Raw genomic sequence first — 20,805 nt, 5'->3', positions numbered from 1 at the left:
AAATAAAGATTATGAAATTAGAACGATTAATTTATATTTTATTAGCCCTTTTGAATAAGAGACAGATAACAGCTAAAGAAATTGCTGAACGTTTTGAAATATCTACTCGTACAGTATATCGAGATATGGATACGCTCAGCTTAGCTGGAATCCCTATTTACTCTGAACGTGGGGATAAGGGAGGCTTTTATATACCAGATGACTACAAGATGGACAGCAGCTTTTTCACAGAAGAAGAAAAGCAGTTTATCATCAATATGAGCCAAAATGTTGGCAAAATTGTCGGTCGTCCAAGTTTTGACAGCATTGAGCATAAGCTTACTTCTCAAGAAGTGACTGATAATGTTAATCCTTTTTACTTCGATCTTACTTCATGGTCTCTCAATACAAATTATTTACTTGAAATGGAGCAGGCTATACAAACTGGAAAGAAAGTTTCCTTTTCTTATTTTTCTAAAAAACAGGAACGAAGCCAACGAACGATTTTTCCATACCGTCTGATTTTTAAACTAAATGCTTGGTATGTTATCGGCTACTGTTTAGAAAAGTTAGATTTTCGTATTTTCAAGCTTAGTAGAATTCGTGATTTGCAGCTAGTAGATGAGGGGATAGAAGTTGATGACTACCCACTTTTATCTCAAGAGAAGCTAGATCTTTTTCTAAATCCATCCAAAGATAAAGTTGAAGGCAGTAAAGAAGAAGTGGAGTTGATTTTCACAGAATTTGCACTTCCAAAAATTTATGACCACTTCACAGAAGAAGAAATCACTGTTGAGCAAACCAGAATAATAGTCCATGCTTTCAGAGCATTAACACCGCCCTTTTTCGAATTGATTTTAAGTTTTGGTCAGCAAGTAAAAGTCAGATCGCCCAAAAAACTGCAGGATAAATTAATTGATACTCTTCAAAAAAATCTTCAGCAATATGACAGACTGTAGTCATATTGCTTTTTGTATACTCTTAAGTGGGCATAAACTTTCATTGGTTTGAAAACAGCCTAAATAATTTTTGGAGGTTCCAAATGGATACAAGAACATTAGCAGAAAGCTATTTTACCGCAGTCAATAAAGGTGGCTGGGAAGATTTCGTAGCTGAAAACTTTGATTATGGGATGTGCGACAGTCAAGAAATCAGGCAAGGTCGTAATGTTTATCTACAAGGTGCAGGTCAATTCTATGCTTTAAGTCAGCATCTTGAAGTAAAGAAGTTGCTGGTGGAGGGAAGAGAAGTAGTGGCTTTAAATCGCTATCGCTTGCAGTCGCCACAAGGAAATCAACTAGAATTGGATGTTGCAGAATTTTTAAAATTTGACGAATCAGACAAATTAATAGCATCCAACATTTACTTTGATACTCATCGTTTCCAAGAGTTTATGCAGGGCAAATAAATCTCAAGTTTCATTTGACAAATGCTTTAACTTGTTTTATACTGTTAAAAATTAAATATGACTTTAAACATGTTCCGTGAGACATGAAAGTTCTAAAATGAGACTAGCAATTGCTATGCTCTAATTTTCTGTAAACTTTTAGAGGTTGGGAACAGTATTTCCAACCTCTTTTTAAGGTATATTCAATTTAATAAATGCAGTCTGTGAGCTGCGATTAAGGAGAATCATATGTCAAAATTGTCTTTAGACAAAAACAATCAACGGGCTTTAGCCGCTGCGATTGTCGCTTCTGGTACGGATGACTTAAATGTCATGTTTCTGGCCTTTTCAATGTCCTCTATTATCTCGGAACTTGGGATTAGTGGTACCCAGGGTGGTTGGATAGCTACTATAACTAATTTGGGAATGCTTGTTGGGGGCTTAATTTTCGGTCTGTTAGCTGACCGATATCACAAATTTAAGGTTTTTAAATGGACCATTCTGATTTTCTCTCTGGCAACCGGTTTGATTTTCTTTACGAAAGACGTCAATTACCTTTATATCATGCGCTTTATTGCAGGGATGGGTGTTGGAGGCGAATATGGCGTGGCTATTGCTATAATGGCGGGAATTGTTCCACCAGAAAAGATGGGTCGGATTTCATCCCTAAACGGTATTGCGGGTCAAATAGGATCGATTATATCGGCTTTACTTGCAGGCTGGCTAGCTCCTGCTTTGGGATGGCGCGGGCTATTCCTCTTTGGGCTTGCACCTATTGCCCTAGTACTATGGATGGTTTTAGCTATTGACGATCAGAATATTCGTGACGACGGTGGAGCTAAAGTAGAAGAAGAAACAACACAACCCGTTAAAATAAGTCAGCTTTTCAAAACTCCAGCTCTCACATCACAAACCATAGCTTTAATGGTTATGACAACCGTGCAAATCGCCGGTTACTTCGGCATGATGAACTGGTTACCAACGATTATTCAAACAAGTTTGAACATTTCTGTCAAAGACTCTTCTCTTTGGATGGTGGCAACCATTTTGGGAATGTGCCTAGGAATGTTGACTTTTGGACAAATTTTGGATAAATGGGGACCTAGAGTCGTATACTCAGGCTTTCTTCTTGCATCATCTGTCTGTGTCTATCTTTTCCAATTTGCAAATTCTATGGCCACTATGGTAATAGGTGGAACTGTTGTTGGTTTCTTTGTGAATGGGATGTTTGCTGGCTATGGTGCAATGATCACTCGTCTATACCCTCATCAAATTCGATCAACAGCTAATAATGTTATCTTAAATGTTGGACGAGCAATTGGCGGATTTTCATCTGTTATTATTGGAAAGATTTTGGATATCTCAGGTGTTTCAACAGTTATGATTTTTCTTGCCTCTTTGTATCTAATCAGTCTAGCTGCTCTTTGGACAATCGGTAATTTGAAATCTGATATTTATCAAGACCTAGGTCAAGGTCTTGAAGCAGAAAAAGCGTAGCCATTAAATAAAAAAAGACAAAGAGAATTATTCTTTGTCTTTTTTATGATCATGTAAAAAACTCTCTACTTTAAATAGAGAGTTTTAAGGTTACTCTTAGTGTGCTACACGTTTGCGAGCTGCTTTTTTACGGTTTTCTTCAATGAAAGCTGCTTTTTGCTCTTCAGGTTCGATAACTTTTTTCTTGACAGTATAAACTGCACCTGCTACAGCAGCAACAGTAGCTGCAACGCCTGTAAGTACGCCTTTTCCAAATCCTTTAGCCATATGATTTCTCCTTTTTTGAACTTTTATTATTTATGTTATAATTAATAGTAACGAAAAATCAAAATTTTTTCAAGGAAAAAAATGAAAACTAAGATAATTGTAATTGTAGGGCCTACGGCAGTTGGAAAAACAGCTCTGAGTATTGAGGTTGCAAAAGCCTTTAATGGTCAGATTATCAGTGGTGACAGCCAGCAGGTCTATCGTGGCTTAGATATTGGTACGGCTAAGATTCGTCCTGAAGAGCAGGAGAGCATTCCCCATCATCTTTTGGATGTGAGGGATGTTGAAGAAAGCTACTCGGCCTATGATTTTGTGACTGAAGCAACTCAGGCTATTCGTGAGATTGAGGCTCAAGGACAGCTTCCCATCATTTGCGGTGGTACAGGACTCTATATCCAGAGCTTACTTGAGGGCTATCATCTGGGTGGCTCCGTCCCTCATGAGGAGATTCTGACCTATCGGAAGCAGCTGGACAGTTGGTCAGATGAGGATTTGTTTGGGAAAATAGCAGAGCTGGGTATCGAGATCCCCCAGATAAATCGTCGCAGGGCTATGAGAGCGCTGGAGATTGCTCAGTTAGGTGGTCAATTAGAAAACAGCCAGCCAGATTATGAAGCCCTGCTGATTTGCCTAGATGATGAGCGTGAGCGACTTTATGAGCGAATCAATCAGCGAGTAGATCTGATGATAGAAGATGGTCTCTTAGAAGAAGCCCGTTGGCTTTATGAACAGGCTCCAACCAGTCAAGCCAGCAAGGGGATCGGCTACAAGGAACTTTTCCCCTACTTTGAAGGAGAGATGAGCCTAGAGGAGGCCGTGGACAAGCTCAAGCAGAATACCCGTCGTTTCGCCAAGCGCCAGCTGACTTGGTTTCGTAACCGGATGTCCGTAACCTTTTATCAGGTGGGAAATCCAGACTATAAAAATCAGGTTATGGAGGACATCAAGAATTTTCTGGACAAGTAGCTGGCTGACCAAGTCATAGTAAGGATATGAGATGATAGAAACAGAGAAAAAAACAGAGCGTGTCTTTTTGGTTGGTGTGGAACTAGCAGACACGGAGAATTTTGACTTATCCATGGAGGAGCTTCAAAATCTGGCTAAGACGGCAGGGGCGGAAGTAGTTGGCTCTTATAGTCAAAAGCGAGAAAAGTATGATAGCAAGACCTTTGTCGGCTCTGGCAAGTTAGAAGAAATCCGGCAGATGGTTGATGCCGAAGAAATTTCGACAGTTATTGTCAATAACCGTCTGACACCCCGCCAGAATGTCAATCTAGAGGAAAGCTTGGGGGTCAAGGTCATTGACCGTATGCAGCTGATTTTGGATATTTTTGCCATGAGGGCTAGGAGTCACGAGGGCAAGTTGCAGGTGCATCTGGCCCAGCTCAAATACCTCCTGCCTCGCTTGGTTGGTCAGGGCATTATGCTCAGCCGTCAGGCAGGTGGCATTGGCTCCCGCGGTCCAGGCGAAAGTCAGCTGGAGCTCAATCGACGCAGTGTCCGCAATCAGATTCATGATATTGAGCGCCAGCTCAAGGCAGTGGAGAAAAATCGAGCAACCGTTCGTGAAAAACGGTTGGAATCCAGTATTTTCAAAATCGGACTCATCGGCTACACCAATGCTGGCAAGTCTACGATCATGAACTGCTTGACCAGCAAGAGCCAGTATGAGGCAGACGAGCTTTTTGCGACGCTAGACGCCACGACCAAGAACATCAACCTCAGTGGTCAGCTCAATGTTACTCTGACGGACACAGTTGGTTTCATTCAGGATTTACCGACAGAGCTGGTGTCAAGCTTTAAATCCACACTGGAAGAGAGTAAAAATGTCGATTTGCTGGTCCATGTTATTGACGCCTGTGACCCACAACATGAGGAGCACGAAAAGACTGTCCTCGACATCATGAAAGAGCTGGACATGCTGGATATTCCTCGGCTGACTCTCTATAACAAATCGGATAAGGCTGAGAATTTCACTCCGACCCTGACTCCTTATTCTTTGATTTCGGCTAAGGCAGACAATAGCAGAGCTCTTTTGCAGCAAGTCCTTCTGGAGCGGATGAAAGAGTTATTTTTGCCTTTTACCATCAAGGTAGCTCCGGCTAAAGCTTACAAGATTCATGATTTAGAGAAAGTCGCGATTATGGGGAATCGAGAATACATAGACGATATCGAAACCATTTCAGGCTGGATTGCCGAGAAAAACAAATGGAAACTGGAAGAATTTTATGACTGATTATATTGACTTGGCCATCAAATACGGCGGTTTTACAATCTTAGACAGGGTCTACTTAGAACAAGCGTTGACTGGGCTGACAGAGGAGCAGAAGCGGATCTTCATTACGCCACCGCCCAGCGTTATCAATGCTTACTTTGCTGAGCTTTATCAAAAGAAAAGTCCGGAAGCCGCGACAGAGTACTTCTTAGAAATCAGTCAGGCTTTGGACTTATGGAATGCGGAGCCTAGCTTTGTAGAAAAGAAACCTTTTGTCAGACTTAACTTTTCTGGCAAGTCCTATGGATTTTGCTACGAGAAGAAGGAAGTCGGCATGGTCTTTCCTGAAAAGCCTGAGCCTGTAACAGCTGACTTGCTCTTTGAAATCGCACAAGTCTTTCCTCAGTACTTGGTCTACGAAGAAGCTGGGAGAATAAAAATGACACCTCTCAAAGCTGAATCTCAAGTCGTGGACAGTAAGGAGCTGACTGCTTTGACTGAATGGCAGCAGCTAGCAGATGGTAGCCAAAGACTTTTGGGATACAATCAAGATGAAGTTAGTGATCTGGCTCAGTCCTATGCTGGCAGAAAATACTATCACTCGCAGAATCGGTCTGCCATGATTTATATCATTTAGAAAGAAAAATATGCAATTACAATTTTTAGGAACCGGAGCTGGTCAGCCGTCAAAGGCCCGCAATGTATCCAGCCTCGTTCTCAAGCTTTTGGAAGAAATCAATGAAGTCTGGATGTTTGATTGTGGTGAAGGGACCCAGCACCAGATCTTGGAGACGACGATTAAACCTCGCAAAATTAGCAAGATTTTCATCACGCATCTTCATGGTGATCATATTTTTGGTTTGCCTGGCTTTCTATCCAGTCGTTCTTTTCAAGCTAATGAAGAGCAGACTGATATAGAGATTTATGGCCCTAAGGGTATTAAGAACTTTGTTATGTCCAGTCTTCGAGTTTCTGGTTCTCGTTTACCTTATCGAATTGATTTTCATGAGTTTGATGAAAATAGTTTGGGAAAGATTTTGGAGACGGACAAGTTCACTGTTTATGCAGATAAGCTGGATCATACGATTTTTTGCGTTGGCTATCGGATAATGCAGAAAGATTTGGAAGGCACGCTGGATGCAGATAAGCTACGAGCAGCGGGGGTTCCCTTCGGCCCTCTCTTTGGTAAAGTCAAGAATGGTCAAGACATCGTCCTAGAAGATGGTACAAAGATTACCGCAGCAGACTATATCTCAGCACCTCGTCCTGGGAAAACAATTACAATTTTGGGAGACACAAGAAAAACGGATTCTAGTGTACGCTTAGCCGTGGCGGCAGATGTGCTGGTTCATGAAGCAACCTATGGTAAGGGAGATGAAAAGCTGGCCCGTAAGCACGGTCATTCTACCAATATGCAGGCGGCAGAAGTAGCCAAAGAAGCTGGAGTTAAACAACTTCTTCTCAATCACGTCAGTGCTCGGTTCTTGTCGAAAGATATCAGCGTTATGCGACAAGATGCTAGTACAGTTTTTGAAAAGGTTCATGTGGTTAAGGACTTGGAAGAAGTTGAAATTTAAGTATATTAAAGGGACTTTTAATACAAGAAAAAATTACAATATTGACAAAGAGGCGGGAGATTTTCCTGTCTTCTTTATGTTATAATGTAAAAAAAGGAGAAAGAATGAGAACAATCATCATCACAGGGGCTAGTGGAGGGCTAGCACAGGAAATGGTTAAGCTCTTGCCGTTTGACAAACTGATTTTAGTCGGACGCAGCAAGGAAAAGCTTGAAAAACTATATGGAGAAAGCGAAAATATTGACCTTGTGGAACTGGATATTACAGATAGCTCAGCTTTGGAGAGATTTTCTGAGCGGATTGACAGTCAGTACGGCCACGTTGATGTTCTAGTCAATAACGCTGGCTATGGGATTTTTGAGGAATTTGACAAAATCAGCTCAAGCGACATCGAGGCTATGTTTGAGGTCAATACTTTTGCTCTGATGAACCTGTCTAGACTTTTTGGTAGTCGTATGAAAAAGGCTGGACAAGGACATATCATCAATATCGTCAGCATGGCTGGCCTTATCGCAAGCAGCAAGTCCAGTCTTTACTCAGCGACTAAGTTTGCTGCTATTGGTTTTTCCAACGCCCTGCGCTTGGAACTCCTACCTTTTGGTGTTTATGTTACGACGGTTAATCCTGGGCCTATCAAAACAGCCTTTTTCGATCTAGCCGATCCTGATGGATCCTATGTTAAAGCAGTTGATAAGTATATTCTTGAGCCTGACTTTGTAGCTGGCAAAATCGTCAACGTTTTTGGCAAAAAAAAGCGAGAAATAAATCTTCCTTGGATTCTTAATCTTGCTCATAAATTTTACACCCTGTTTCCAAGAATAGCTGACAAATTGGCGGCTAAGATGTTCAATTATAAATAAAAGTAAAATTTCAACTTTTTAGAAAAGGATAATGAGAAAATGGATTTACAAGCTTATAAAAATCATTTAGAAGAGCCTTGGGGTAAAATCTATTATGACATTCTGTTTGATCAGTTGAAGAATGTTGAAGGGCTAAAAGTTCTTGATTTTGGTAGTGGGTTTGGGATTGTGGCCAACCACCTTGCTGAAAAAAATCAGGTCACTGCGCTGGAACCGAATATGGAAATGATTATTCATCGGAAAAGAACGAATTCTTATGAGCAGTTGCAGGGAAGTCTAGAAGTGCTAGAAATTTTTAAAGATGAATCCTTTGACCTTATAATTTGCCATAATGTTTTAGAGTATGTAGAGGATATTGATCCATACCTCATGGCTTTCTCTCGCTTGCTCAAAAAGGGAGGGAAGTTATCGATTGTTAAACATAATCACGTGGGCCGCATTATGCATACAGTAATTTTTGAAAATGATATTAAGAAAGCTCGAGAACTCTTGCTTGGAAAAGATTATCTGACGCATAGTATGGGGCAGGCTACCTATTATGAGATAGTAGATGTCATCAAGCCTTATCCTTTCGAGATTTTAGATTTTCAAGGAATTCGAATTTTTTATGGCTTACAGCCCAATGATGTAAAAACTGATCCAGGATGGCGTGAAAATATGCTAGAAATGGAACTTGCTGTTAATAACCAGTCACCCTATCGCGATATTGCAGCTTTTCAGCATTACTGGCTCGTGAAAAAATAATAGCTTAAATTTTTTGTGTATGAATGAATTTTTGACCTTGTTTGGAGAAAACTAGATGGTGGAAAAAGAAGTTAAAGAGCAAGAGCAATCAGTTAATTATGCCATGCTCAGCCTTTTTCAATATGTAGCATCTATCTTAGTTATTTTAGTGCACTGTCAACGTCTCTTTCCTAATGAAATTTTGCATTTCACTCAAAAGAGTATGTTTGGGCGAATGGCTGTACCTTTTTTTCTCATATCATCTGCCTTTATGCTTAAATCAAGTCTTGCAAAAAAGAAGAGTATGAGAACTTACGTAAGTAGGATTTTAAAACAGTATATTTTTTGGAGTATTCTTTATCTTCCATACGCACTTATCTATTTTTGGTCGCTTCCAGTTGAGAAGTATTATGCCCCATTAGCCTTAATAGCGGGATTTTTATATATTGGACTTTGTTACCAGCTTTGGTATATTCCGGCTTTTTTGCTGGGGCTTTGGATCGTCCATTATTTATATAAAAAAATAGGACCTAAATGGGCGGTAGTTGTATCTTTGTTCCTTTATTTACTTGGCTCGATTGAGACATACTATACTTACTTTGCTAATACTTGGCCAACTCATTTATATGATGTTTATTCCCGTATTTTTTTCTCAACCCGTAATGGCCTTTTTTACGCACCAATCTTCATTCTTTTCGGTTATTTGCTTTATGATTATTGGAATAGTGATTTCTTTAAGAAAGATGTAGGAAAAAAATTTCTGCTGGCTTCAATTTTACTTGCTCTGGATGGTTGGTTAGTTTTTGTCAATCAGGGAATCGATAAGAATTTCTTTCTAGCCTTACTTCCTTTCTCACTTTTTCTGGTCAATGGTGTTTTAAGAACAGAGATTGGAAAGAAGAGGAATTTATACCATCTTAAAGAATTAAGTGTGCTCTATTTCTTTTTACATCCGATTTTTATAGAAAGTTCTTTCTATCTTCTAAGAGAGACAAATATTTCCAAATGGAATAAGGGTCAAATTGTATTTGTTCTTACTATAGTTTTGACTCATTTGACTTCAGAAATTATTTTAAAATTTCGTAAGTCAGTATTTGCAAGACAGAAAAACGGAAATAAGACTGTCTGAATGAGATAAGGAATAAAAATTGTTGGAGGTCTTATCATGTTTGAACGTTTACAGCAGCAGTTAGCTTTTACTAATGAGCTGGAAAAGCTGAAAGCTACTCATCGCAACAACAGGACCTTGGATGCCTATCGTTTTGAGAATTCTGCAGAGCATAGTTGGCAGGGTGCGCTCATGGCACTAGTTTTTCGAGAGTATATTCCTGAAGAAGTTAATCTGGAAAAGGTCATGTCTATGTTATTGATTCATGATTTGGGAGAAATATATGCTGGCGATACCTTTGTCTTTGACGATGTGGGCAAGAGTGATTCTTACGATGGAGAGCTTAAGTCCTTGAAAATCAGTTTAGACAAGCTACCATCAGATCAGCAGGATTTCTTTTTAGGGCTTTGGCAGGAATTTGAAACTGGCATTAGCATGGAGGCTAAGTATGCACGAGTGCTGGATGCTCTGGTCCCTCTGCTCAATCACTTGGAAGTTGCTCAGCCCCATGATAATCCTCATGGCCTGACCAAAACGCAGGTCATCGCTAAGAAATCCTTTATCCAAGAAACCTCTGAAACTCTTTGGGAATTGGCTTTAGAAGTTATTGACCAAAGTGTTGCTAAGGGGCTTTACCTAGATGAGTGAGGCTGAGGACCTTGCTCGTAGATAGAAAGTTTGAGACTGGTTGAACCAGTCTTTTCATGTTATAATATTCAGACAAGATTGAACGGAGAAAGTGTTTCACTCATCATGATTAGCTCAAAATACGACTGGCAGTTTGCCACTAATTTTACAGACGAGAATTTTTTAAAAAAGGCTAAGAAAGCTGGATTAGAACCTGCCGCTACTAGTCTCCTTTACCAAAGGGGTGTGCAGACTGAAGAAGCTCTGCAGGAATTTTTGGAGCCTAGTTTAGACCAGCTTCACGACCCTTATGATCTGCATGATATGGATCGGGCAGTGGAGCGCATTCGCACAGCGATTGAGAATTATGAGCAGATTTTGATCTATGGCGATTATGATGCTGATGGGATGACCTCGGCATCAATTGTCAAGGAGGCCTTGGAGCAGCTGGGGGCTGAATGTCAGGTCTATCTGCCCAATCGTTTTACGGATGGCTATGGTCCTAATAGCAGTGTTTACAAGTATTTTATTGAAAATCAAGGCATCTCGCTCATTATTACAGTAGATAATGGAGTGGCGGGACTTGAAGCTATCGAGCTGGCCCAGTCTCTAGGCGTGGATGTCATCGTGACGGATCACCACTCCATGCCTGAGGAGCTGCCAAACGCCTATGCGATTGTCCATCCGGAACATAGCGGAGCAGATTATCCTTTCAAGCATTTGGCTGGTTGTGGGGTGGCTTTTAAGCTAGCAACAGTCTTGTTGGAAGAAGTCCAAGTCGAACTTTTGGACTTAGTGGCCATTGGGACCATCGCTGATATGGTCAGTCTGACGGGGGAAAATCGGATTCTGGTTAAATATGGCCTTTCTGTTCTCAAAAATACTCAGAGAGTAGGACTTCAGGAACTCTTCAAAATTGCAGGCATTCAGCCAGATGAGCTAGACGAAGAAACGGTTGGTTTCCAGCTTGCTCCCCGACTCAATGCCTTGGGAAGGCTGGATGATCCCAATCCAGCGGTTGAGCTTTTAACAGGATTTGACGATGAAGAAGCTCGTGACATTGCGCTCATGATCAACCAGAAAAATGACGAGCGTAAGGAAATTGTCCAGCAGATTTATGAAGAGGCGCAAACCATGCTGGACACTGGGAGACCAGTGCAGGTGCTAGCCAAGGAAGGTTGGAACCCTGGTGTGCTAGGAATTGTCGCTGGGCGCTTGCTGGAAGAGCTGCACCAGCCAGTCATAGTGCTGAATATTGAGGATGGCATCGCTAAAGGCAGCGCCCGCAGTATTGAAGCGGTCAATATTTTTGAGGCCTTGGACAGTCATCGTGATCTCTTTGTAGCCTTTGGCGGCCATGCTGGAGCAGCTGGTATGACCCTTGAAGCAGACAAGCTGGTGGAGCTTGCTGACATTTTGACAGCTTACATCTTAGACAATGATTTGGATTTGACTGGCAAAACAGTCCTGTATTTAGATGAGGAGTTGCATCTGCCAGAACTGACCCTTGATACACTCAAAAGCTTTGAAAAATTGGCGCCTTTTGGCATGGATAATAAGAAGCCACTTTTTTACCTCAAAGATTTTAAAGTTGACAATGTTCGGACTATGGGGGCTGGCAATAGCCATCTCAAGCTGAAGATTTCTCAGGAAGATGCTACTTTTGAAGTAATTGCTTTTGGCCAAGGAAGCCTGGCGACAGAGTTTGCCCAAACCAAGAATCTGGAGCTAGCTGTCAGCCTCTCTGTCAATAAATGGAATGGACAGACCAGTCTCCAGCTCATGCTGGTAGATGCTCGTGTAGATGGTGTTCAGCTTTTCAATATCCGCGGAAAAAATGCGACGCTACCTGACAAGGTTCCAGTTTTGCGTTTCACAGAGGAATTGCCGGATTTGGCAAATAGCAGAGCAGTTGTGGTTTATGACCTGCCTGATGATTTACAGGCCTTGAAGAAGATTCTTCAATCACAGGATTTTGAAGCGATTTACTTTAGGAATGAGATTGCCAAGCCTTACTATCTGACTGGTTACGGTAGCCGTGAGCAATTTGCCAAACTCTACAAGACCATCTATCAGTTCCCTGAGTTTGACGTTCGTTATAAGCTCAAGGACTTGTCAGCTTACCTGAAAATCGACCCGATTCTCTTGGTCAAAATGATTCAGATTTTTGAAGAGTTGGGCTTTGTCAGCATCAAAGAAGGCGTCATGAAGGTCAATAAGGAAGCTGAAAAGAAAGAAATTGACAGCAGTCACATTTACCAAGATCTCAAGCGCCTAGTCAAAGAACAAGAACTCATGGCACTAGGCACTGTGCAGGAGATTTATGATTATTTGATGGAGAAATAAAAGTTAACAAATAATATTTCAAGCACATTTAAATAAAAAAATGGTATAATAGAGAGTAAAAATTTTTTATATAGAAAGAACATTATGAATTTAAAAGACTATATTGCAACAATTGAGAATTATCCAAAAGAAGGTGTTACCTTCCGTGATATCAGCCCATTGATGGCAGACGGGAATGCATACAGCTATGCTGTTCGTGAGATTGTCCAATATGCTACAGATAAGAAGATTGATATGGTAGTTGGACCTGAAGCTCGTGGCTTTATCGTGGGCTGTCCAGTTGCTTTTGAGTTAGGAATCGGCTTTGCTCCAGTCCGCAAGCCTGGCAAACTTCCTCGCGAAGTTATCTCAGCTGACTATGAAAAAGAGTATGGTGTAGATACTTTGACCATGCATGCAGATGCTATCAAGCCAGGTCAGCGTGTATTGATTGTTGATGATTTATTGGCAACAGGTGGAACTGTTAAGGCAACTATTGAAATGATTGAGCGCCTTGGTGGTATCGTTGCAGGATGTGCATTCCTTATTGAATTGGATGAATTAAAAGGCCGTGAAGTTATTGGCGAATATGACTATAAAGTGTTGATGCATTATTAATACATAGTTTCAGGCTATACCTAGGTAAAGATAAAATATAATTGAAAACTATATCTCCTTTCAGTATAATAAATATATTAGAGAATAGGAGATATTTTCATGCCAATTAAGATCGATAAAAAACTACCAGCTGTTGAAATTTTAAGTTCTGAGAATATCTTTGTCATGGATGATGATAGGGCGGACCATCAGGATATCCGCCCTCTGAATATTCTGGTACTCAATCTCATGCCTCAGAAAATGGTGACGGAGACTCAGATACTTCGTCATTTGGCTAATACTCCACTACAGTTGACTATTGACTTTCTCTATATGAGCTCGCACCAATCTAAAACCACACGTGCAGAGCACATGGAGACTTTCTATAAGACTTTTGATGAGATTAAAAATCGCTATTTTGATGGCTTGATTATCACTGGGGCACCAGTAGAGCATCTTCCTTTTGAAGCGGTGGATTACTGGGAAGAGTTTCAGCAGGTGATTGAATGGTCCAAGAGCCATGTTTTTTCGACTCTGCATATTTGCTGGGGAGCTCAGGCTGGACTTTACGCCCGCTATGGCGTTGACAAGTACCAGATGTCGCGCAAATTATCAGGTGTCTATAGCCAGTCTGCTGACAGCAACAATCTGCTTTTCCGGGGCTTTGACGATGAGTTTTATGCGCCTCATTCCCGCCATACTGAAGTTCTGAAGGAAGATATTGTCAATCTGACCAATCTGGAAATTCTCTCATATGGAGAAGATACGGGTCTCTCTGTGTTGGCTAGCCGAGACTTGCGAGAGGTGTATAGTTTTGGTCACATGGAATACGATCGTGATACTCTATCCAGAGAGTATTTCCGAGACTTGAAGGCAGGGAAGAATCCACACATTCCAGAGAATTATTTTAAAAACGATGATGTCCATGAGACACCAGCCTTGCGTTGGAGTTCAGCCGCGGCTTTATTTTTCAATAATTGGATTAACTATGCAGTGTATCAAGAAACGCCATTTGATTGGGAGAATCCAGAAAATGACGCTTCCTATTTTGCTTATTTATAAGAGGGACTATGACTTATTTATCAGCCTTTCAACAAGGCAATTTAGTATTACCAAGTGCCTTGTACTTTCATTTTCAAGAGATTTTCTCGTCTAGTGAAGATTTCCTTGTTTGGCAATTCTTTTATTTGCAGAATACAACAGCATTGGAAGAGATAGAGCCGAGCCAGATTGCTGAAAGCATTGGTAAAACGGTGTCTGAGGTCAATCGCATTATGTCTCATTTGACCGAACAAGGCTTATTGCAGTATAAAACTATTGAATTAAATGGAGAGATTGAAGCGATTTTTGATGCCTCTCCAGCCTTGGAAAAGTTAGATGAACTGCTGGGAGCTAATCTTAGTCAACAGCCAACTACAAAAGCATCTCAAAATGTTTTAAAAGATTTAGTTGAAACCTTTCAACAGGAATTAGGTCGCCTTTTGACACCATTTGAGATTGAGGATTTGACCAAAACTATTCAAGAAGATAAAACAAATCCTGACTTAGTAAAAGCTGCTCTTCGAGAAGCAGTTTTCAATGGGAAGGCTAACTGGAAGTATATCCAAGCAATTTTGCGCAATTGGAGACGGGAAGGTATTACGACTTTAGCACAAGTTGAAGCCAAAAGAGAGGAACGTGAAGCATTTAATCCACAGAATGTTACGGTTTCAGATGATTTCCTTAAAGCAATGGATTTGTGGAAGGACTGACTTTATTAGATATACACCGGCCTGTTAGATATGACAGGCCCTTGGTTTTATAAAAAAGGAGAAAAGTATGACGTATCAATTGCCAAAAGTCTGGTCTGCTGCGGACAGCGACCAAGGAAAATTTTCAGGTATTAATCAGCCTACTGCAGGTGCACGTTTTGAACAGAAGCTTCCTGTCGGTAAAGAGCCTTTTCAGCTTTATTCACTTGGGACTCCAAATGGGGTCAAGGTGACGATTATGCTAGAGGAACTGCTGGCAGCAGGTGTGACAGAGGCTACCTATGACCTCTATAAGATCAGCATCATGGAGGGCGACCAATTTGGCTCAGATTTTGTGAAAATCAATCCCAACTCCAAGATTCCGGCCTTGTTGGATCAGTCTGCTGATAAGCCGATTCCTGTCTTTGAGTCTTCGAATATCCTGCTCTATCTGGCAGAGAGGTTTGGAATGTTGATTCCGTCCGATTTGCCAGGTCGAACTGAGGTGCTCAACTGGCTCTTCTGGCAGACGGGTGCTGCGCCCTTCTTGGGAGGTGGATTTGGTCATTTCTTTAACTATGCTCCAGAAAAGATAGAATATCCTATCAATCGCTTTACCATGGAAGCCAAGCGACAGCTGGATCTGTTGGATAAAGAATTGGCCAAGAAAGCTTATATTGCAGGGGATGAATACAGTATTGCTGATATTGCTATCTGGTCTTGGTATGGGCAGTTGGTGCAGGATAAGCTTTATCCAGGCGCAGCTGAGTTCTTGGGTGCCACCTCCTACAAACACCTATCTGCTTGGGTGGAGAAAATTGCAGCTCGTCCGGCAGTCCAGCGCGGTTTAGCTGCCGAGTATCAGGAAATCAAATAAAAAAGTGATGGGTAGAACACCCCATCATCAAGTGGCGAGACAAAATCAGTTTATCAACTGGCTGATTTTTTTCGTTGCTTTTTTTATACCCTTAAAAATGATATACTAAATAAAAGAATGTTTAGAAAAGAGTGTGCAATGCAAAAAAAGATGATTTCCCAACGTTTGGAGCGAGTAGCTTCATTTGTGCCAGATAAGGCTAAGCTTCTGGATGTGGGGAGCGATCATGCCTACCTGCCGATCTACCTGGTTCAGCAGGGACGGATAGAAAAGGCTCTGGCCGGTGAAGTGGTGGAAGGGCCTTTTCAGTCTGCCCAGAAAAATGTGGCAGAGCATGGACTGACGAAGCAGATTGAGGTTCGCTTGGCAAATGGCCTAGCTGCTTTTGAAGCGGAAGATCAGATTGATACTATCGTTATTGCTGGTATGGGTGGTCGCTTGATTTCGGAGATTTTGGAAAATGGCAGAGCTAAGCTTGGGTCTATTTCCCGCTTGATTTTGCAGCCCAATAACCGAGAGGATGAGCTTCGTAGCTGGCTGGTATCTAACGGCTTTCACTTGCTGGCTGAGGATATCTTAGAAGAGGCTGGTAAGTTTTACGAAATCCTGGTAGCAGAAGCTGGCCAGCAAACTTTAACAGAGCAAGAAAAGCGTTTTGGTCCTTTTCTGATGAAGCTACAGTCAACTACTTTTCAGTTAAGATGGCAGAAAGAACTGAAGAAACTTGAAGGAGCTCTAGCTCATATCCCAGAAAGAAATCAGCTAGAACGCTCTGCTATGTCCAAAAAAATCGAAAGTATCAAGGAGGTGCTTCATGTTAGCAAGTGAAATTATTGCCCGTTATGAAGCCTATTGCCCGCAGGAATTGTCCATGGAGGGCGACATATCAGGCCTGCAAATCGGAACTTTGGACAAGGAAGTGGACAAGGTTCTAGTGGCGCTGGATATTCGCGAGCAGACAGTGGCGGAGGCTATCGAAGCTGGTGCTGGACTAATTATTGTTAAGCATGCGCCTATCTTTCGCCCGCTTAAGGACCTAGTGGCGGATAAGGCGCAAAATCAGATGATTCTAGACCTCATCAAGCATGATATTGCTGTCTATGTCAGTCATACCAATATTGATGTTGTGGAGGACGGACTCAACGATTGGTTCTGCCAGCTTCTTGAGATTGAGGAGACAAGTTTTCTCAGTCAAACGAGTCAAGATCACGGAATTGGCCGGGTGGGTATGATTGCTCCTCAGACCTTTGGGGACTTTGCGGCTAAGGTCAAGGCAAGTTTTGGACTAGATAGTTTGCGTCTGGTCACTTATGAAGAAGCAGACCTCGAACGTGTCATTGAGCGTGTAGCTATTTGCGGTGGTAGTGGTCAGTCCTTTTATCCTGAGGCTATCGCCAAGGGAGCACAAGTCTACATTACAGGTGATATATACTATCATGCAGCTCAGGAAATGCTGACAGAAGGGCTTTTGGCGCTGGATCCTGGACACCATATCGAGGTTCTTTTTACGGAAAAAATAAAAGAAAAGCTTGATACTTGGAAGGCTGAAGAGGGATGGGGGCTTGAGATTTTGGCTAGTCAGGCTTCGACCAATCCTTTCCGACATATTTGAGAGGAAGCGACATGGAAAAAATAGCAGTGATTGGAGCGGGGATCGTCGGATCAACAGCGGCTTACTATCTGTCCAAATCCCCAGATGTGGAAGTGACTGTCTTTGATGACGGCAAGGGGCAGGCAACCAAGGCAGCCGCTGGCATTATCAGTCCTTGGTTTTCTAAGCGTCGCAACAAAGCTTGGTACAGGATTGCGCGTCTAGGCGCTGATTTTTATCAGGACTTGATTGCGGATCTGAAAGTGGCAGGTATTCAGACAGACTTTTACCAACAGACAGGTGTTTATCTGCTGAAAAAGGACGAGAGCAAGCTGCAGGAGCTTTATGATTTAGCTTTTAATCGTCGGGAAGAGTCGCTCTTAATAGGAGAGTTGAGTCTTCTCAGTCGTCAGGAGGCCCAGGAGAAATTTCCAGACTTGCAAGGCTTTGAGCGGCTTCTCTATGCTTCCGGAGGTGCCCGTGTGGAGGGAGCACTCTTGACGGAGACGCTTCTGAAAGCCAGCAAGGCAGAGCTAGTTGAGAAAAAGGTAAGCTTGACAGTAGAAAGAGAGCAACTTCTGGTCGATGGTCGGAGCTTTGACTGTGTCATCTTAGCTGTAGGGGCTTGGCTGGGAGAAATCTTGCAGCCACTGGGCTATAAAACAGATGTTCGACCGCAAAAGGGACAGCTACGTGATTTTAAACTGGCTGAGCAGACGGATGACTACCCTGTGGTTATGCCTGAGGGCGAGCTGGATATCATTCCCTTTCTGGCAGGCAAGGTCAGCGTCGGTGCTAGCCATGAAAATGATCAGGGCTTTGATTTAACGGTAGATAAGACGGTACTGGATCAGTTGCAGCAAGAAGCGGAAACTTATTTGCCAAGGTTGTCTAAAGCAGAGATTCTAGGTGAACGCGTGGGAACACGGGCCTATACCAGTGACTTTGCTCCTTTCTTTGGAGCTGTTCCAAACTTGTCGCATGTTTACGCTGCCAGCGGATTGGGCTCTTCTGGTCTGACAACTGGTCCGCTTATCGGACGCCAATTAGCCCAGATGGCTTTAGAAGAAGCGGGGCTGCTGAATCCAGCTGACTATCCTATTGAGCGGTATGTGAAGAAGGTTTGATATGAAAGAAACTATTTTGAATTGGGTCAATATTTGTGTGAAAAAAGATGATGAAATTTTACTGCTTAATCGCCAGCATGATAACTTTAAAGGGTGGATACAACCAGGCGGGAAGGTGGAGTTTCCAGAATCTTTTTTTGAAGCTGCAAGGCGCGAATTAAAAGAAGAAACAGGGTTGACTGCTCTAAACTTGGAATTGAAGGGTATTTCAGGCTTCACTAATTCGAGAAAAAAAGAACGGTATGTGTATTACGATTTTCTTTGTACTGCCTTTGAGGGGCAAGTTAGGGGAAACGATCATGAAGGGGAGCCCAAATGGTGGAAGATTTCGGAACTTGACCAAATAGATATGCAGGACGACATACGTGAACGTTTGCCTCTCTACTGGCGGAAAGGCTCTTTCGAGCGGATTCATTACTGGAATGAGGAAAAGCACTGTATAGGGGAAACTAAGACGATTTTGTATGATTGATTTTAGAGAATAAGGGGAAATTATGGACTGGTTACGATCGCAACATGTGGTCATGCAGGCATTCTTGGCTGGGCTTTTTACATGGGGATGTACCATTGTAGGCTCGGCTGTTGTATTTTTCTTTAAAAAGGTCAGCCGTAAGCTGCTAGATATTATGATGGGCTTTGCGGCAGGCGTCATGATTGCGGCTTCATTTTGGTCGCTTTTAGCACCGTCGATTGAGTATGCGCAAAGCTCTTATGGTAAGCTCTCTTGGTTACCAGCTGCAATAGGTTTTTTAGCAGGTGGTTTTTTCTGCGGTTGATTGATGCAGTAGTGCCTCACTTGCATCTGAGCAAAGATATCTCAGAGGCAGAAAGTGTTCCAGAACATAGCCAGAAGAAGCTGTCCAAAACTGCTCTGCTTTTCTTAGCCATTACCATTCACAATTTTCCAGAAGGTTTGGCAGTCGGAGTAGCCTTTGGTGCTTTGGCCACCAATCCTAGCCTGGAAGCCTTTGTCGGCGCGATTGGCCTAGCTTTGGGAATTGGCCTGCAAAACGTCCCAGAAGGAGCGGCTCTGTCCATTCCAATTCGGACGGACGGCAAGTCTCGCCTTAAAGCTTTTTACTGGGGCTCCATGTCCGCTATTGTAGAGCCAATCGGGGCTGTTCTGGGTGCTGTAGCTGTGATGGCCATGACGGCTATTCTACCCTATGCCCTTTCCTTTGCGGCAGGAGCTATGATTTTCGTGGTGGTAGAGGAGCTGATACCGGATTCGCAGACCAATGGCAATACAGATGTGGCGACTTTAGGTCTCATGGTGGGCTTTGTTCTTATGATGATTTTAGATGTTGCTTTAGGATAAAGGATTTTAGAGTTTCTGAGTTGTTAGATTCAGAGACTTTTTGATTGGAAACAGTTAATATCTTAAAAAGTGACATTCGCTTGTAAAAATGGTAGAATAAAAGCAATATATAACAGAGAGGAAACACATATGAAAGGTATTATTCTTGCAGGTGGATCTGGGACTCGCTTATACCCATTGACACGTGCGGCATCTAAACAACTTATGCCAATTTACGATAAGCCAATGATCTATTATCCATTATCTACACTGATGTTGGCTGGAATTAAAGATATCTTGATTATCTCAACTCCAACTGATCTTCCTCGATTTGAGGATCTATTAGGTGATGGCTCTGAATTTGGTATTAAGCTCTCTTATGCAGAGCAGCCTAGTCCAGATGGATTGGCGCAAGCCTTTATCATTGGGGCCGATTTCATCGGAGATGACCGTGTGGCGCTGATTCTTGGGGATAATATTTACCATGGACCTGGTTTAAGTAAGATGCTTCAGAAAGCAGCTGCTAAAGAAAAAGGGGCTACTGTTTTTGGCTACCATGTTAAGGATCCAGAACGCTTTGGTGTAGTAGAATTTGATGAAAATATGAATGCTATCTCCATCGAAGAAAAACCAGAACAGCCGCGCTCTAACTATGCAGTGACTGGACTCTATTTCTACGATAATGATGTCGTAGAAATTGCCAAGAACATCAAGCCAAGTCCTCGAGGAGAATTGGAAATCACAGATGTCAATAAGGCATACTTGGATCGTGGTGATTTGTCTGTTGAGCTTATGGGACGTGGTTTTGCTTGGTTGGATACAGGAACTCACGAAAGTCTTTTAGAGGCCGCTCAATATATCGAAACAGTTCAGCGGATGCAGAACGTTCAGGTGGCAAATCTGGAAGAAATTGCCTATCGTATGGGCTATATCACTAAAGAGCAAGTGCACGAATTGGCGCAGCCATTGAAAAAGAATGAATACGGCCACTATCTCTTGCGCTTGATTGGAGAAGAATAAG

22 protein-coding genes and 1 pseudogene are annotated in these 20,805 nt (G+C 42.2%); 22 read left to right on the top strand and 1 reads right to left on the bottom strand.

The window, feature by feature from the left end; genetic code table 11:
• Positions 1 to 11 precede the first annotated feature (11 nt).
• The 3 genes from PCY09_RS02565 to PCY09_RS02555 all read left to right on the top strand — a co-directional run bounded on the left by PCY09_RS02565 (position 12) and on the right by PCY09_RS02555 (position 2,863).
• On the top strand, positions 12 to 938 hold the full coding sequence (locus PCY09_RS02565; RefSeq protein WP_061596413.1) for a YafY family protein: 927 nt from the start codon (positions 12 to 14) through the stop codon (positions 936 to 938).
• An 83-nt stretch (positions 939 to 1,021) separates the two neighbouring features.
• Complete coding sequence (locus tag PCY09_RS02560; RefSeq protein WP_061595693.1) at positions 1,022 to 1,387, top strand: nuclear transport factor 2 family protein; 366 nt, start codon at positions 1,022 to 1,024, stop codon at positions 1,385 to 1,387.
• Positions 1,388 to 1,615: 228 nt separating this feature from the next.
• Complete coding sequence (locus tag PCY09_RS02555) at positions 1,616 to 2,863, top strand: MFS transporter (protein ID WP_061595694.1); 1,248 nt, start codon at positions 1,616 to 1,618, stop codon at positions 2,861 to 2,863.
• A 96-nt stretch (positions 2,864 to 2,959) separates the two neighbouring features.
• Here PCY09_RS02555 and PCY09_RS02550 read toward each other — a convergent pair whose 3' ends face one another.
• Positions 2,960 to 3,130 carry a DUF3042 family protein gene (locus tag PCY09_RS02550; RefSeq protein ID WP_008808815.1) on the bottom strand — a complete coding sequence of 57 codons (171 nt, stop codon included), beginning with the start codon at positions 3,128 to 3,130 and terminating at the stop codon, positions 2,960 to 2,962.
• Positions 3,131 to 3,211: 81 nt separating this feature from the next.
• Between PCY09_RS02550 and miaA the strand changes: the two genes are divergently transcribed.
• The 19 genes and pseudogenes from miaA (at position 3,212) to rfbA (ending at position 20,804) form a co-directional block, all read left to right on the top strand.
• Positions 3,212 to 4,096 (top strand): tRNA (adenosine(37)-N6)-dimethylallyltransferase MiaA, encoded by an 885-nt coding sequence (gene miaA, locus PCY09_RS02545; RefSeq protein WP_061595695.1) that lies wholly within the window; start codon positions 3,212 to 3,214, stop codon positions 4,094 to 4,096.
• 31 nt (positions 4,097 to 4,127) lie between these two features.
• The gene (hflX, locus tag PCY09_RS02540; protein WP_125397006.1) at positions 4,128 to 5,366 is read left to right on the top strand and encodes a GTPase HflX; all 1,239 of its coding nucleotides are present in this window, start codon (positions 4,128 to 4,130) and stop codon (positions 5,364 to 5,366) included.
• Complete coding sequence (locus tag PCY09_RS02535; protein ID WP_061596417.1) at positions 5,359 to 5,982, top strand: hypothetical protein; 624 nt, start codon at positions 5,359 to 5,361, stop codon at positions 5,980 to 5,982. Before hflX ends, PCY09_RS02535 begins: the two co-directional genes overlap by 8 nt.
• Before the next feature lie 10 nt (positions 5,983 to 5,992).
• Positions 5,993 to 6,922: a ribonuclease Z gene (gene rnz / locus PCY09_RS02530; RefSeq protein WP_060970543.1), complete on the top strand. Its 930-nt coding sequence runs from the start codon at positions 5,993 to 5,995 to the stop codon at positions 6,920 to 6,922.
• Positions 6,923 to 7,026: 104 nt separating this feature from the next.
• Positions 7,027 to 7,782: an SDR family oxidoreductase gene (locus PCY09_RS02525; protein WP_061585141.1), complete on the top strand. Its 756-nt coding sequence runs from the start codon at positions 7,027 to 7,029 to the stop codon at positions 7,780 to 7,782.
• Positions 7,783 to 7,821: 39 nt separating this feature from the next.
• Positions 7,822 to 8,526 carry a class I SAM-dependent methyltransferase gene (locus PCY09_RS02520; protein WP_060970541.1) on the top strand — a complete coding sequence of 235 codons (705 nt, stop codon included), beginning with the start codon at positions 7,822 to 7,824 and terminating at the stop codon, positions 8,524 to 8,526.
• Between the two features lie 55 nt (positions 8,527 to 8,581).
• On the top strand, positions 8,582 to 9,634 hold the full coding sequence (locus PCY09_RS02515) for an acyltransferase (RefSeq protein WP_061585140.1): 1,053 nt from the start codon (positions 8,582 to 8,584) through the stop codon (positions 9,632 to 9,634).
• Between the two features lie 36 nt (positions 9,635 to 9,670).
• Complete coding sequence (locus PCY09_RS02510; protein WP_125397007.1) at positions 9,671 to 10,261, top strand: HD domain-containing protein; 591 nt, start codon at positions 9,671 to 9,673, stop codon at positions 10,259 to 10,261.
• A gap of 105 nt (positions 10,262 to 10,366) precedes the next feature.
• Positions 10,367 to 12,586 (top strand): single-stranded-DNA-specific exonuclease RecJ, encoded by a 2,220-nt coding sequence (recJ, locus tag PCY09_RS02505; RefSeq protein ID WP_125397008.1) that lies wholly within the window; start codon positions 10,367 to 10,369, stop codon positions 12,584 to 12,586.
• Positions 12,587 to 12,670: 84 nt separating this feature from the next.
• Positions 12,671 to 13,183, top strand: coding sequence for an adenine phosphoribosyltransferase (locus PCY09_RS02500; RefSeq protein WP_012000418.1), 513 nt, complete (start codon positions 12,671 to 12,673; stop codon positions 13,181 to 13,183).
• A 99-nt stretch (positions 13,184 to 13,282) separates the two neighbouring features.
• Positions 13,283 to 14,224: a homoserine O-succinyltransferase gene (metA, locus tag PCY09_RS02495; protein ID WP_008808804.1), complete on the top strand. Its 942-nt coding sequence runs from the start codon at positions 13,283 to 13,285 to the stop codon at positions 14,222 to 14,224.
• An 8-nt stretch (positions 14,225 to 14,232) separates the two neighbouring features.
• Entirely contained in the window at positions 14,233 to 14,913 is a 681-nt protein-coding gene (locus PCY09_RS02490; RefSeq protein ID WP_125397009.1) for a DnaD domain-containing protein, read from the top strand.
• Positions 14,914 to 14,980: 67 nt separating this feature from the next.
• Positions 14,981 to 15,769: a glutathione-dependent disulfide-bond oxidoreductase gene (gene yghU / locus PCY09_RS02485; protein WP_125397010.1), complete on the top strand. Its 789-nt coding sequence runs from the start codon at positions 14,981 to 14,983 to the stop codon at positions 15,767 to 15,769.
• Between the two features lie 138 nt (positions 15,770 to 15,907).
• Entirely contained in the window at positions 15,908 to 16,597 is a 690-nt protein-coding gene (locus PCY09_RS02480; protein ID WP_125397011.1) for a tRNA (adenine(22)-N(1))-methyltransferase TrmK, read from the top strand.
• Positions 16,584 to 17,381: a Nif3-like dinuclear metal center hexameric protein gene (locus PCY09_RS02475; RefSeq protein ID WP_045773931.1), complete on the top strand. Its 798-nt coding sequence runs from the start codon at positions 16,584 to 16,586 to the stop codon at positions 17,379 to 17,381. Before PCY09_RS02480 ends, PCY09_RS02475 begins: the two co-directional genes overlap by 14 nt.
• A gap of 11 nt (positions 17,382 to 17,392) precedes the next feature.
• A complete protein-coding gene (locus PCY09_RS02470) occupies positions 17,393 to 18,487 on the top strand; it encodes an FAD-binding oxidoreductase (protein ID WP_125397012.1) in 1,095 nt (364 codons plus the stop codon).
• A 1-nt stretch (position 18,488) separates the two neighbouring features.
• On the top strand, positions 18,489 to 18,959 hold the full coding sequence (locus tag PCY09_RS02465) for an 8-oxo-dGTP diphosphatase (protein ID WP_125397013.1): 471 nt from the start codon (positions 18,489 to 18,491) through the stop codon (positions 18,957 to 18,959).
• 22 nt (positions 18,960 to 18,981) lie between these two features.
• Positions 18,982 to 19,805: pseudogene (tmpA, locus tag PCY09_RS02460) on the top strand (ZIP family manganese transporter TmpA).
• Positions 19,806 to 19,934: 129 nt separating this feature from the next.
• Positions 19,935 to 20,804 (top strand): glucose-1-phosphate thymidylyltransferase RfbA, encoded by an 870-nt coding sequence (gene rfbA, locus PCY09_RS02455; RefSeq protein ID WP_045502668.1) that lies wholly within the window; start codon positions 19,935 to 19,937, stop codon positions 20,802 to 20,804.
• The last annotated feature ends 1 nt before the right edge of the window (position 20,805 follow it).

The sequence above is a fragment of the Streptococcus sp. SG2 genome, from assembly GCF_030439925.1.
GTDB lineage: Bacteria > Bacillota > Bacilli > Lactobacillales > Streptococcaceae > Streptococcus > Streptococcus gordonii.
This window is presented reverse-complemented; position numbering and strand designations above follow the sequence as displayed.